15 protein-coding genes are annotated in these 13,489 nt (G+C 43.1%); all 15 read right to left on the minus strand.

Annotated elements, in window-relative coordinates; all coding sequences use genetic code 11:
• Nucleotides 1-17: 17 nt before the first annotated feature.
• The 15 genes from ADH27_RS03110 to spx all read right to left on the minus strand — a co-directional run bounded on the left by ADH27_RS03110 (nt 18) and on the right by spx (nt 13,419).
• A complete protein-coding gene (locus tag ADH27_RS03110) occupies nt 18-1,391 on the minus strand; it encodes a sugar transferase (protein WP_048715612.1) in 1,374 nt (457 codons plus the stop codon).
• 19 nt (nt 1,392-1,410) lie between these two features.
• On the minus strand, nt 1,411-2,106 hold the full coding sequence (locus ADH27_RS03115; protein WP_048715614.1) for a tyrosine-protein kinase: 696 nt from the start codon (nt 2,104-2,106) through the stop codon (nt 1,411-1,413).
• 12 nt (nt 2,107-2,118) lie between these two features.
• Nucleotides 2,119-2,814, minus strand: a complete 696-nt coding sequence (locus ADH27_RS03120; RefSeq protein WP_048715617.1) for a Wzz/FepE/Etk N-terminal domain-containing protein — start codon at nt 2,812-2,814, stop codon at nt 2,119-2,121.
• 42 nt (nt 2,815-2,856) lie between these two features.
• Nucleotides 2,857-3,588 carry a capsular polysaccharide biosynthesis protein Cps4B gene (gene cps4B / locus ADH27_RS03125; protein ID WP_048715619.1) on the minus strand — a complete coding sequence of 244 codons (732 nt, stop codon included), beginning with the start codon at nt 3,586-3,588 and terminating at the stop codon, nt 2,857-2,859.
• Complete coding sequence (locus tag ADH27_RS03130; RefSeq protein WP_048715654.1) at nt 3,581-5,059, minus strand: LCP family protein; 1,479 nt, start codon at nt 5,057-5,059, stop codon at nt 3,581-3,583. Before ADH27_RS03130 ends, cps4B begins: the two co-directional genes overlap by 8 nt.
• Nucleotides 5,060-5,548: 489 nt before the next feature.
• Nucleotides 5,549-6,412, minus strand: a complete 864-nt coding sequence (locus tag ADH27_RS03135) for a hypothetical protein (protein ID WP_048715621.1) — start codon at nt 6,410-6,412, stop codon at nt 5,549-5,551.
• A gap of 150 nt (nt 6,413-6,562) precedes the next feature.
• Nucleotides 6,563-8,098, minus strand: a complete 1,536-nt coding sequence (gene cls, locus ADH27_RS03140) for a cardiolipin synthase (RefSeq protein WP_048715623.1) — start codon at nt 8,096-8,098, stop codon at nt 6,563-6,565.
• 265 nt (nt 8,099-8,363) lie between these two features.
• Nucleotides 8,364-8,786 carry an SP_0198 family lipoprotein gene (locus tag ADH27_RS03145; RefSeq protein ID WP_048715625.1) on the minus strand — a complete coding sequence of 141 codons (423 nt, stop codon included), beginning with the start codon at nt 8,784-8,786 and terminating at the stop codon, nt 8,364-8,366.
• Nucleotides 8,787-8,907: 121 nt separating this feature from the next.
• A complete protein-coding gene (locus ADH27_RS03150; RefSeq protein ID WP_048715627.1) occupies nt 8,908-10,155 on the minus strand; it encodes a bifunctional folylpolyglutamate synthase/dihydrofolate synthase in 1,248 nt (415 codons plus the stop codon).
• Between the two features lie 370 nt (nt 10,156-10,525).
• On the minus strand, nt 10,526-10,837 hold the full coding sequence (locus ADH27_RS03155; protein ID WP_006595405.1) for a DUF1292 domain-containing protein: 312 nt from the start codon (nt 10,835-10,837) through the stop codon (nt 10,526-10,528).
• 17 nt (nt 10,838-10,854) lie between these two features.
• Nucleotides 10,855-11,274, minus strand: coding sequence for a Holliday junction resolvase RuvX (gene ruvX / locus ADH27_RS03160; protein WP_023027379.1), 420 nt, complete (start codon nt 11,272-11,274; stop codon nt 10,855-10,857).
• Entirely contained in the window at nt 11,274-11,540 is a 267-nt protein-coding gene (locus ADH27_RS03165) for an IreB family regulatory phosphoprotein (RefSeq protein WP_006597020.1), read from the minus strand. The genes ruvX and ADH27_RS03165 overlap by 1 nt, the downstream gene beginning before the upstream one ends.
• Nucleotides 11,541-11,681: 141 nt before the next feature.
• On the minus strand, nt 11,682-12,233 hold the full coding sequence (locus tag ADH27_RS03170) for a hypothetical protein (RefSeq protein ID WP_048715629.1): 552 nt from the start codon (nt 12,231-12,233) through the stop codon (nt 11,682-11,684).
• Nucleotides 12,234-12,242: 9 nt separating this feature from the next.
• Entirely contained in the window at nt 12,243-12,836 is a 594-nt protein-coding gene (locus tag ADH27_RS03175) for an SP0191 family lipoprotein (RefSeq protein ID WP_048715631.1), read from the minus strand.
• Nucleotides 12,837-13,020: 184 nt separating this feature from the next.
• Complete coding sequence (gene spx / locus ADH27_RS03180; RefSeq protein ID WP_006595399.1) at nt 13,021-13,419, minus strand: transcriptional regulator Spx; 399 nt, start codon at nt 13,417-13,419, stop codon at nt 13,021-13,023.
• Between the last annotated feature and the right edge of the window lie 70 nt (nt 13,420-13,489).

Consider the following 13,489-nt stretch of genomic DNA (forward strand, 5'->3'; position numbering starts at 1 on the left):
GACGAAGCAGGAATTTCCTACTTCGCTCCATCTCGTTTAAATACAACTTTGATCGTTTTCAGCAAGATTTTTATATCTGACCAAATGGTCCAATCGTCAATATAAGATACATCTAAGCGAACCACTTCATCAAAGTCCGTAATTTCGCTGCGTCCACTCACCTGCCAAAGCCCTGTAATTCCAGGCTTGAAGCTCAAGCGGCGTTTCTGTTCCGGAGTGTACTTCTCATACTCATCCACTGTTGGCGGACGGGTTCCAACCAGACTCATATCTCCTTTTAGGACATTAAAGAATTGGGGTAGCTCATCCAGACTGGTCTTGCGGATAAAGCGTCCAATTGGCGTAATCCGAGGATCATTGTCCATTTTGAACATCCCACCGGTCATAGTGTTTTGATCCATCAATTCTTTTTTCCGCTCCTCTGCATCGACATACATAGAACGGAACTTATAAAACTTGAAATAGCGTCCATTTTTCCCGACCCGCTTCTGGGCAAAAATAGCAGGACCACCGTCCTTACGAATCAAAGGTACCAATACAATCGCTACCAAGCCACAGAGGAGCAAGCCTACCAAGGAACCACAGATATCAATCACGCGTTTCGCGGTCACGTGGCTAGGTTTGTAGAAGTTGGTCGAGAAGGTAACAACATTGAGTCCAGCCACTTCGCGAATCCGTTTGTTGCCAGCAAAGTTCAAATCAAAAGCATTGAGGTTAACGGTAACGTCGATTCCCATGGTCTCAAATTGTGAGACATACTCCCCAATATCATACTCTTCACTTGGAAGATTGAGAAAGACTTCATCTACCACTTCATAGGTCGCAAAACTCAACAGGTCCTCCTGGGGAACAACCCGAACAGCTGGGTGTTGAAAGGCTGGGCGGTCTAATACTGTCACCGCAACCACTTCCCCACCGCTATCATTGGACGAAAGAAGTCGATCCAGGACTTTATCCAGACGAGAATTCGCTGTAATCAAGAGAATCTTGTGACTTCCTTTGAGACTATAATAGAAGCGTCTCCAGTAGCGTTTGATGAGGTAGTTCATCAAGTAAAGAGCCAGAGTAAGAAGCACTAGAAAATAAATCATCCCCCGACGGGAGAGGGAGAACTTCTCCTCCAAAAAGAAGCTCGAAAAACTGATGACAAGCGCGAAACACAAGCTGTATTTCAAGGTTTGTAAGAAATCGACTAGATGCCCCCGCTTGAAATAATCTTGGTTGTAATCGCTGACGTAAAAGGCTACGTAATGCAACAAATACAGATAGAAAATTGTATTAGAGTGGATTTCTGTCTCTGTCACAAAACTAAACAAATAAGCCACAACTAAGACTGGTAAGCTTTGAACAAAGGCCAAAGCAAATTTGTGAAATCCCCTTCCTTCTGTCATAATACCCCTATCCTATTCCTTATCTTTTTTTCCCATAATTGCCATAGTTCCCGTAATTACCATAGGAACCATATTTTTCTAATTGAATATCAAACTTATTGAGGACCACTCCTAGGAATGGTGTCCCCGTCTGCTCTAGTTGCTCTTTGGCCTTTTGAACAGCCTTGCGACTAACAGCTCCTGCTGCTGTCACAATCAAGCTACCATCACAGCGTTGAGCAATAATCGCCGCATCAATCACCATCCCAATTGGTGGGGTGTCGACAATGATATAGTCATAGTGATTGCGAAGCGCCTCAATGATGACCTCGAAGTTTTTACTTTGCAAGAGACCCGTTGGATTTGGAGAAACCTGCCCTGCCAGGAGCACATCCAGTTTTGGATAATCTGTCGTCGCAATTGCTTGCGAAATCTCACTCTTCCCAGAAAGTACTTCTGTCAATCCTGCGACACGACCTTGGCTCTTGAAGACACCTGTCATGACCGAGTTACGGATATCCGCATCGATCAACAAGGTACGATAGCCCGCACGCGCAAAGGCTGTCGCCAAATTCGTAGAAATGGTTGATTTTCCTTCGTTTGGTTGCACAGATGAGATGGCAACGACCTTAATATTGGTCCCACTCAACTGAATATTGGTACTCAAGGCATTAAAATACTCTTCAGCCTGAGTCATCGCTGCTAATTTGCTTTTTACAATTTCTAAGGTTGCCATGAATTCTCCCTCTTACAGTTTCTTCACACTAGGGATCACACCTAATAGTGTGATGCCCATCACTTCTTCGATATCTTCTGGTTTCTTCACTCGATCATCCAGTACCTCAGATAAGATCACCAATATGGAAATCACGACGCCTCCAAGGACAAAACCAATGACAACATTTCGCTTGATATTTGGTGAAGAAGGATTTTGCGGTACGACAGCCTCATCCAAAGTCGTCACGTCCGATACCTTGGTCACAGCAATAATTTTTTCGGCTGCTACATCTTTCAAGCCATTCGCGATCCGAGCTGCTTCTTGTGGATCTGGGTCTGATGCTGTGATGGACAAAATCCGAGTATCCGCTGGAACTGCCACTGAGACTTTCTTAGCAAGCTCTGCTGGAGTCATTTCCAACTTCAACTCTTCGATAGCTTGGTTCAAGACATTTTGAGAAAGGATGATCTCGCGATAGTCTTTAACCAAGTAGGATCCCGCTTGAAGATCTTGGTTGGTCAAGGCATTGTTTTCTTGATTCTGACGGCTGACTACGTAGATACGGCTGGTACTTTGGTAGATCTTTTTCGCTACAAAAGCGCTGTAGCCTAGGGCTCCAATCGCAAACAACAAGGCCGTAATGATAATTGAGAATTTACGACGCCATAAGGTTTTAAAGAGGGAGACCACATCCAATTCGATCTCTTTGCTCTCTTGGTTTTTCATATTCACTTTCTCCTTTTCAATCTCCGTGATGGAACTTGATGATTAAAACAATTCGTCATCCAATAATGTTTGCTGATTTTCAACAAAAAGGGCACGCGCCCGGTCACTGCCGTAGCGTTTTTCAATCAACTGATAAGCCTGGTCCATGTATGGAGGGCGCTGATCAACATTGTGCATATCGCTGGCAACAAAATGGACCAAGTCCTTGTCCAAGAAATATTGGGCACGATGTTTCATGAACTTATAGCGATCACCAAACAACTTCGGCTTGAGGACACTCGAACTATTGATCTGGGTATAGCATCCCATTCGGATTAATTCCCGCACCCGTTTTTCATTTTTTTCCAAACAGTGGTAGCGTTCAATGTGGGCAACCACCGGAGTCACTCCTAAGCGCAAAACTGCACTTAAGGCCTGGTGAATCTCCTTGTAGGGGGTCGCCATACTAAACTCGATCAAGGCAAAACTGGTATCAGCAAGCGTTGGAATAATCCCGGCTTCTAGCTTTTCTAGGATATCTCGCGTATAGTAGATTTCTGCTCCGAAATGCAGTTTCATTTCAGGCAGATAGGTCTCTACCATCTCTTTTACTGCCAAGTAGTTTTGATGGATCTTTTCTTCTGGGGTTTCAAACATCCCTTTTCGACGATGAGATGTCGAAACGATGGTACGAACCCCTTGACGGTAGCTTTCCTCGATGAGGAGCTTGCTATCCTCAATCGTCTTTGGTCCATCATCCACATCAAAGACAATGTGTGAATGAATATCAATCATTGTTTTTTCCTTCCATGGTTTGGTTTATTTTTTCTTTGGCTTGTGCCACGCTATCAGCATTCAGCTCCATCATGTAAAGAGCAGATCCTGGCATCGCATATGAAGGCAAGTCATTTCGTCCTTGTCCAGTGACAGCTTGTGAAGTCACCTTGTAGCTTCCACCATTCTCCAACTGTGTATTGACCAAATTCATAATGGTTGGCAAGGGCATATTGGTTTGCAAGGAATCTTGTAAACCAGAAACGATTTCGTTGTAATTGCTCAATGCTTTGGTCGATGTTAATTTATGGATAATGGCTGCGATCACTTTTTCTTGGTTCTTCCCGCGATCGTTGTCTCCACCTTCGAGAGAGTAGCGTTCACGGACAAAGCCAAGGGCCTGTTCCGAATTCAAGTGGACTTTCCCTACAGGGAAGTGGTAGTTCCCGTGTAGACTTGTAAACTCTTGATCATTTTCTACATCAATCCCTCCGACGAGGTCGACAAGCTTCAAGAAGGATGTGAAGTTCAAGCGGACATAGTAGTCAATCTTGATGTCGTACAGATTTTCTAAGGTATGAATAGACGCATCTACTCCGTAAATCCCAGCGTGGGTCAACTTATCCCCTTGGTTGTTCCCGCCATCAGCGATTGGAACATAGGCGTCACGCGGAGTTGTCGTCAGCAAGACTTGCTTGGTCTTTCGATTGACCGTCATGATAATATTGACATCAGACCGAGAAACCGAAGTGACTGGACCGTAAGTGTCAATCCCGCTGACATAGATGTTAAAGGTATCCGCATTGGCATCTGCCTTTGCCTTGGTTTCCACTTGGCGACGAATCTTGTAAGAGTAGATTTTCTTTAATTTTTTTGCGTAGTCAGCATCCACACTTGCTACAGTATCTTCAAAGGTACTATTCAGGACGATGGCTTTCGTCTTGTCTTCTTGTAGGGCCTGGTAGGCTGCCGCATAAGATTCCACATCTTCGATGGTCAAGTCATGCTGGCGCGTTTTCTTCACTTCCTCTACTAGGGCCATCAGATCATCTGCATTATTATTCCCCGTAGGCGCTGCCACACTGCTGATTTCTTTGATATCTTGGATTGGGCTATCTGCTTTAACATAGACAGCCATCTCAAACTCCGTATAATTGGCATTTCTGTTCACATTTCCAGCGACATCGACCAACTGTTGGGTAACATAGGTTCCCACAGAGGTTCCTAGCAAGCCTAGGACCAATAAAAATAGCGTCGTCTTTTTAGCCTTGCCTGCAAGGATCAAACCCAAGGTTAAAAAAAGTCCGCCAACCAGCAAGGCCGTCACAAGGATATTCAAATAGCGAAAGGCTAGGATATTGTAGCTAAAGACATTATAAAGAAAGAGCCCAGCCACAAGTAGCGTTAAGACCCAGAGACCGCTATTGACAATCCGTAGCTGATCCCAACTGCTAGTTCTAGTTGAGCGTTTGTTTTTTCTGCTTTGATTCATTTTATCCCCCATACCATTTTCTTAAATATTATAACATAAAATCATCCTAAAAATCGGAATCTAGGCCCAATTCTCCACTATTAATTTTATACTATTCTGAGCTCTCTGTACAGCAATATGGGACAAAGAAATGAGTAAATAAAAAAGGTGAGGAAACTCACCTTTTTGAATGTAGATAAACTATTATTTTACATAAAACAGCTAGTTACTCTTCAAAAATGATTTATTTTGCCATTTAAGAAGATTAAAAACTTTCCGCTGTGAGAAAAGTGCCTGAAACACAATAGTTTCAGGCACTCGGGAGTTTTGAGAGTAAAACAGTTTGGGAAACTGTTTTAGCCCGAGCCCAGAAATTAAAGAGCGAGGGGGCTCAAAACTAAGTCATGTAACTTCTTCGAAGTTCGCTGACGTCCGCACTCACCTAAGGAAAGTTTTTCGGAAGACTTTATCTTCAATCTGAAGGTGAGGAAACTCACCTTTTTTATGGATTTATACTTTGTCTTTTGAGGTTGAACTTGTATCTGAATCCTTGCTAGTTGAGTCACTCTGCGAGGAATTGCTTCCTTTACGAGTTTCAGCTCCATCAGCAGAATATTCGTTTACAAAGATTTCCTTACGCAATTCAAGGAAGCTTTCATCGCTAAGGATGTAACGTCCTTCTTTGGTTTTAGTCAATTCCAAAGTGTACTCGCGTGGTTCGATGTAACCAAAGTCTTCATTCAAACGGTCAAATGCATAGTAGAACAAGAAGTTGTTCAATAGAGACAAGCGTTTTTCTAAATCTGGATCTGTGTTGTCTTCTAATTTTTTAACATCTTCAATTCCGTTTTCAAACAGACTAGATTTTGCGCGGTTGATCAAGTTAGCCAAGTCACGTGTTGCAATTGCACGAGATTTGAAGGTAACTGTCGCAGTATCTCCTTCGTCTTCAACCTTAGTGATTTCATAGTCATCACCAATCGTTGCTAACACTTTGAAACGAGCTTGGTCAAACAATTCCAAGATTTTTTCTGGAGTGAATGTTTCAGTTGTCAATTCAAGTGTGTAGTTTTCTGCTGGTAAATATTTTGATGCATTTTCATCAACAAATTTTTCAGTAATTTGTTTTTTCCACTTATCAACCGATGTTCCCATCAAAGTTGTGAAACCAGAAGAATGGTCAGTGAAGATGGCACGAAGAATGATATCTCCATCTTTCTCAATTTGTTTTTTTGTTTTTTCTTCTTTTGATTCGCTAGATTGTTCTACCTTGTCCTCTTTGGCTGGTTTTTTCTCAGTAGCTGGTTTTGACGAACAAGCTGCCAACAACAACAAGCAGGCTGGTAAGACACCATATTTTACGAGCTTTTTCATAAGTTCTCCTTATTTTTTATAGATTATGTTCATTATACCAAAAATAGACCCCTTGAACATTCTTAGACAAGCCTATGTAAGGAAATTGTAATATTTTGTCTCTCCTTCGTAATAAAAAAGACCCCTTCTATTATGGAGGGGTCTAAGCACCTATAGCATGGGCGCAAATAACTGCATAATTTCTTTGATCAAATGCTGGTACCAGATGATCCGGAAAGTGTCCAACTGGATCTGCTGAGATACGAAGAATATCTCTTCAAAATCCGCTCGGATCTTGGTCAATTCTGGGCTTCGATACATCCAGACAGCATTCTCATAGTGATGAACTAGGCTCCGATAGTCAAAGTTAATGGTCCCGACTACTGCGACTTCATCGTCGGCCAATACTTGCTTGCTATGGATAAAGCCTGGGGTGTATTCATAGATTTTCACCCCTGCTTCCATCAGGTCTGGATAAGCCCCTCGTGTAACGATTTGGATCAATTTTTTATCCGGAATGAAAGGGGTCACGATGCGTACATCGACACCACGGAGAGCCGCATTTCGAATATCTTCCGTCAAATCATAATCAATGATTAAATAAGGGGTCGTAATGTAGACATAGTCTGTTGCCTGATTGATGATATTCTGATACACAGACTTACCAACCTGGGACTTGTAGATGGGTTTCGGTCCACTCCCAAAGGGGATATAGAAGCCTTCTCCATCTACCGCTTGGTTTTCCATATGGTATTTATCGAAATCTTCAATCTCTCCCTGGTTGATGTACCAGTTCATGAGAAAGAGTCGCGTCAAGGCCTTGACGGCTCGGCCGTCCAAGCGCACTGCACTATCCTTCCAATGACCGAAGCGTTCTCTCTGGTTGATATACTCATCCGCTAGGTTAACGCCACCTGTATAGCCAATCTGGCCATCAATGACCAAGATCTTGCGGTGGTCTCGATTGTTATAAGCCACCGTCAATCGTGGCACCACCTTGTTAAACTTATGGGCATCAATGCCTAATTTGCGCAAGCGTCTGGTGTAGTTTCCCTTCAGGGTCGCCATACAGCCAATATCATCGTAGAGCAGCTTCACTTCGACCCCTTCTTTGACTTTCTCAAGTAGGATCTCTAGGATGCTGTTCCACATCAAACCTTCCTCGATGATATAGAATTCAAGAAAGATAAATTTCTTGGCTGAGCGCAAATCCTCTAATAGTTGTGGGAGCATCTGGTCCCCTAGTGGGAAAAAGGTCGAAGCCGTCCCGTTGTAGAGGTCTGCGTTGTGGTCCATGGACAGAATAGACTTGACCATCCCATAGACGCTCTTACTCTCTTCTTTCAATTGGAGGCGAAGCTCGTGGCTGTTGTCCTCACGAAACTTCATGGACTCCATATTTTCCAACTGGACCATTTCTTTTTTGGACAGGCGCCGCTCCCCAAACATGAGGTAAAGAAGGGAACCAAAGACGGGGATAACGGCAATCAGAAGCCAGGTCACCTTGCTCTCTGGAGGCATATTTCGGTTGACGATCGCCAAAATGGTCGAGATATACAAGAGAATCATGATGGTGACAGACATCCAATTTGGGAACCATTCATTTAGCCAAAAGAAGGCCGCAAAGGACAGCCAGAGTTCAAACCCCATAAAGAGGATACTGAACCCATATTTGGACATTAACAATCGAATCTTTCGAAAACTCACCCTCATTCTCCTTCTTTTCTAATCCCTACTAGTATACCAGTTCTAAGAAGGGAGTGCAAACCCGATAAAATGAAAAAAGAGGCTGGGACAAAAGTCCTAGCCTCTCAATTGTCTTTGGATTGTCGAGCAAGACGCAGTGGTTGAGTGGGCTCTACTACGCTGATTTCATCAGCTTTTACAGCCCTACTCAACTGTGCGGAGGTGGGACTACGAAATCGAATGCTAACGAATTACCGATTTCTGTCCCACTCTCACTTCTGCTAGTTTATTGCTTTGTCAGAACAATCGTATCCTGATCACCCAAGTCTTGATCCGCTTCTTTCAGGGTCAGTTGTTGCCCCTCCAATTGATAGCGGTAGCCATCATCTCCGATAAAGAGAATCTGGTTGGCAGCATCTAGCTTGACCTGTTTCAGCTCTTGCTCTCCATCTGCCTCTACAGCCGTCCAAGTACCTGAATCACCAGCGATGACGAGCGTCACTTGATCGCTTTCATCCATTCCCATATAGGTTCCGTCCAGACCTGTTTGATTAACCTGCGGACTAGTCGTTGTCTGTTGAGAAGAAGTTGCCGTTGTGGTCGTCGCACTTGATGACGTGTTCGTTTGCGATGGTGTTTGCTGGTTCGAACACGCTCCAAGTAGGAGGACTGTAGCTGTTGCTAATAAAGCAGTTACTTTCTTTGCCATGGATGGTCTCCTTTCGCGCCAACTTTTCAACGGACTTCCCCGTTCATTTGTGGCTCACCTTTAGTATACGTTAGAGCCTGTTTTTGGTCAATCTTTATGACTGGCCGATGAGAGTTGCTACCTATAAAGGATTCTTTCCCTGCTCTAATAGATATGCGCGAACTTCGGAAATAAAGTAGAGAGAGCCAGTGACAAAGAGCACCTCTTGACCATCTTGTCGGCTATAAAAATCTTGCAAATAATCTCTGAAATCCGCCACATAAGGATAGCCTAAGCCATCCGCCTCTTGGACCACTTCCCCATAAGCAAAGGTCGTCACCGTCAAGTCCGCCTCCGGCAAATCGTTTGCAAAGATCTCCAACATTCCCTGGTAATCCTTGCGTTTTAAAGCACCAAAGAGGATCTTCACGCGCTTATCTGAAAAAGTGCGGGCATATTCGACCAAGCGATGGATGGCATGGGGGTTATGAGCGCCATCTAGATAGATGCCTTGGCTAAAGTTTTCCAGACGACCCGGCCAGCTAGTCGCTTGCAAAGCCTCCCGAACACCGTTTTCATCGACCGCCAGACCTCTCTGCTCCATGAAGAGGAGAAAGGCTTCGAGAGCCACCGCAGCATTCTCTTCCTGATAAGCTCCATTGAGCCCAATTTTCAGTGAGTCAAACCGATGCTGCGCATCTTGAAAGACGCCCTTCACCAGTTGGAAATCTTCTCCATAGCGAGCTAGCGGACAGCCTATTGCTTGGGCCTTTTCTATGCAGACTTGCTCAGCCTCTTTAGCCAGTGGACCGATAACAGCCGGCTTCCCGGCTTTAAAAATCCCAGCTTTTTGCCTAGCAATGGCCTCTAGGCTTCCTCCCAAGGTCTCCTGATGATCCAGCCCTACTGAGGTGATCACTGCTACCTCTCCTGTGATGACATTGGTCGTATCAAGGAGGCCTCCGATCCCAACCTCGATCAAGGCCAGGTCTACTTTTTGTTCATGGAAATACAAAAAGGCCAAGAGGGTGATGATCTCAAAGTAAGAGAGTTGGTCGTGGGTCTCGAGAAGCTGAGACTCCATCGCTTGAATGCTCTGACCCAAGCGAATCAGGTCCTGATCCGAAATCGGTTGCCCATTGATACAAATCCGATCATGCATACTAACGATATGCGGAGAAGTAAAGGCACCTACTTTCAGACCATGTTGTTGGAATAGTTGGCGCATAAACGCAATGGTTGAGCCCTTCCCATTGGTCCCCGTCACATGGATCATCGGAACAGCTTCATGAGGGGCACCTAAGAGCTTTACAGCCTGTTGCATCCGCCCCAAGCCTGAACGAAAATTGAGTCCAATTCGGCTATTCATCCATTCTTCAATTTGATTCATTTCTTTCTCCTAAAAGAAAAGAGCGATCAAGCCTTGTTGCTGGCTCACGCTCTGCTATTTCTTTGGTTTCTTATTTCACTTCCAATATTTTTAGAAGTTGGGCTAAAAACGTCCCCCGGACTTCCTGCTTTTTCTTGTTTCTTGAAGCAGGGCTAAAAACGTCCCCCGACTTCCTACTTTTTCTTGTTTCTTGAAGCAGGGCTAAAACATCCACTGGACTTACTTGCGGTCCTTGTTTCTAGCGCAAGGGTAAAAATGTCCCCCGACTTCCTGCTTTTTCTTGTTTCTTGAAGCAGGGCTAAAAACATCCACTGGACTTACTTGCGGTCCTTGTTTCTAGCGCAAGGGTAAAAATGTTCACTGAACATTTTTACTCCTCCATAAAGCTGTTGAAGACTTCTTCAATCATGTTCCATTCATCATCTGAATCTTCTGGGATTGGTTGAAGGTCGCCTTCTGTTCCGTCTTCGTTTTCAGTAAATGAGTAAGCTTGGATTTCTACTTCACCGTTTTCATCTTCTTCTGCATTTGCAGGAATCAAAAGAACATAGTTTTTACCAAATTCTTCTTTTCCATCAATGGTCAAAAGGATTTCAAACAAGGTTTCGTTTCCTTGCTCATCTACCAATGTAATCAATTCGCGTTCGTCATGGTTGTGATCATGATCATGATTGTGTGCCATCTTATATCCTCTTTTTTCTAAAATTTTCGATCTAAATAATTTTGCAAAATCAACTGGGCAGCCAATTTATCAATTACTTTTTTTCGCTTATTTCGGCTAATATCCGCTTGCTCAATCAGCATCCGCTCTGCGGCAACGGTCGTCAAACGCTCATCTTGATACTCAACCGGCAAGTTGAATAACTCTTCAAGGCGCTTTCCATAAGCTTGACTCGCTTCCACTCGAGGACCGCTTGTGTTGTTCATGTTTTTCGGTAAACCAACCACAAACCGATCAACCCGGTATTCCTTCACCAGTTCAGAGAGACGGTCAAAACCAAACTCTCCTTTCTCCTCATCAATCTGAATAATCTCCAGACCTTGAGCAGTAAAACCTAATGGATCACTGATGGCTACTCCGACAGTCTTCGAGCCAACGTCTAGTCCCATAATTCTCATTAGAGATCGATCCCTTGCCCTTTCAAGTAGTAACGAACCAATTCTTCAACAATTTCATCTCGTTCGTACTTACGAATTTGGTTGCGAGCGTTGTTATAACGAGGTACATAAGCAGGATCACCACTGAGTACATAACCAACGATTTGATTGATTGGATTGTAGCCCTTCTCATCCAAAGATAAGTAGACATCCTTTAATGTATCACTAATTTCTTTACGGTTTGAATCGTCAAGATTAAAACGTACTGTTTCGTCTGTAAATCCCACAATACCACCCTCTTTCTTTATATTCATACTATTATATCATAATTTCCATACTTTCTCAAACGAAAATTACTGATTTCATGGGCTTTCTTGGACTTTTCATCACTTGTTTCCGAAAGCAATCTTCTACAGTTTTCAATGACTTTATTTTACTTCTTTAAAACCATTTTTTTCCATGTTTTTGATGAAGAGCGTTGGAGAATAGGTCTTGATCATTTTGCAAATTTCTCCCAAGTCTTCGCTGTTTTTAATGTCATCGAAGTCTACTTTATCAGGATCAATCTCAATCTCAGAGATCATTGCTTCACCTGTCCAATCTGATGTCACGGTGATTCCATCGTAGTCTCTCAATTCATCAATGCCACCTTCACCTTCGTAACCTTCGATCAAGGCTTGTTTGGCACCTTCTTTATCATCCTCAGCATCGATCAATTTCTTGACTTCATCTTTGAATTCGTCCGACACATGAGTCGCTAGTTTGATAGAAACTTTCTTGTATTTCTTACCTTGGTAGGATACGGTTACTGTAATTTCCTGTTTGGCTACCTCGTCAGCTTCATTGACATCTCTGTTAATCTTAAAGGTCCGAGTAACGACGCTATCTTTCGATAAGGACTTGCCCCCTTTTGATTGAGAATTCCCACAACCTGCCAAGATAAGCAATCCAGCAACGACTAGTAATAGAAATTTTTTCATGTTTTCTCCTTATTCTTCTTTTGCTCCATTACGGAGTAGATTATTCATATATTCTGTTGGTGTCAACTTCAACAATTCTGCAATATTAGCCGATTTGAAGTACTCTAACTCAACCGCTTTTTTAGTATCCAACTGGGTGAAATCATAGGTGATGACCGTTTGGTATTCATTTTCATTTGGTACGGTCAGTTCAATGGTAAAGCCTGGAAGAGTCCGGGCTTGTTTGAGTTGTTCATCCTTGTCCATCGACTCCACCATCAATCGTTGGGCTTCTTCGAGGCCGACCTCTTGAATGGCTTTTTTCAATTCATCACTAGCAGGAGTGGTATTGGTCATGACCAATTTTTGTAATTGTTCCCCTTGATAGGTGATGGTCTGCTCTTGGCGAATACCTTTCTCATCTGTCGGAAGGACAAAATGTTTGGTAAAGACTTGCTGCTCTTCAGCCTTCTCTAACAAATTTCGATTTTCTTTATTGAACGATTCAATTTTAGCACTGTTGGATTTTTGAACACTGGAAGAATCGGTTTTCCCATGTTTCTTCTGTCCACAAGCTGTCAGCGTCAGGAGCAAGACTCCGAGACAAATAAGCTTCTTTTTCATGTTTTCTCCTTTGATAAGCTTCTATAAAAGGGATTTTCCCCACAGAAGTATTGTACCATAGAATGCCCAGCAAAAACATTCTTACAACCATTTTTTCGTGGATTCTTTGGCCAGATACAAAAGAAAAAGTCGAGATCTTGACATCTCGACTCTTCTCAGTAGCTCAATGTTTGGCTACTTGTTCTTATAAGGCTGCTCTTAAGCGAGCCTCTGCATTTTCAACATTTCGTACAGAGCGTGGTAAAAAGGCCCGAATATCATCTTCCTTATAACCAACTTGAAGTCGCTTGTTATCCACTAGGATAGGACTTTTCAAGATCCGTGGTGTTTCTAAGATGATATCGATGACTTCATTCATGCTGAGATCTTCAATATCGACACCTAGATTCTTAGCGTATCGGTTTTTTGAAGAAACGATACTTGCAATGCCATTTTCTGTTTTGGTCAAAATATCGAGTAATTCTTCTTTTGTAATCCCTTCTTTACCAAGGTTTTGTTCTTTATAGATCAACTGATGAGCATTTAGCCAAGTTTTGGCTTTTTTACAACTCGTGCAACTTGAAACTGTGTAAATTTTAATCATGCATGCACTCCTTTCGCCACACGATAATAACATTGTAGTATATTATACCATAAAAACCATCAGTCTTTCG

Origin of the sequence: Streptococcus sp. 343_SSPC, assembly GCF_001072385.1 — a bacterium.
Taxonomy (GTDB): Bacteria; Bacillota; Bacilli; order Lactobacillales; family Streptococcaceae; genus Streptococcus.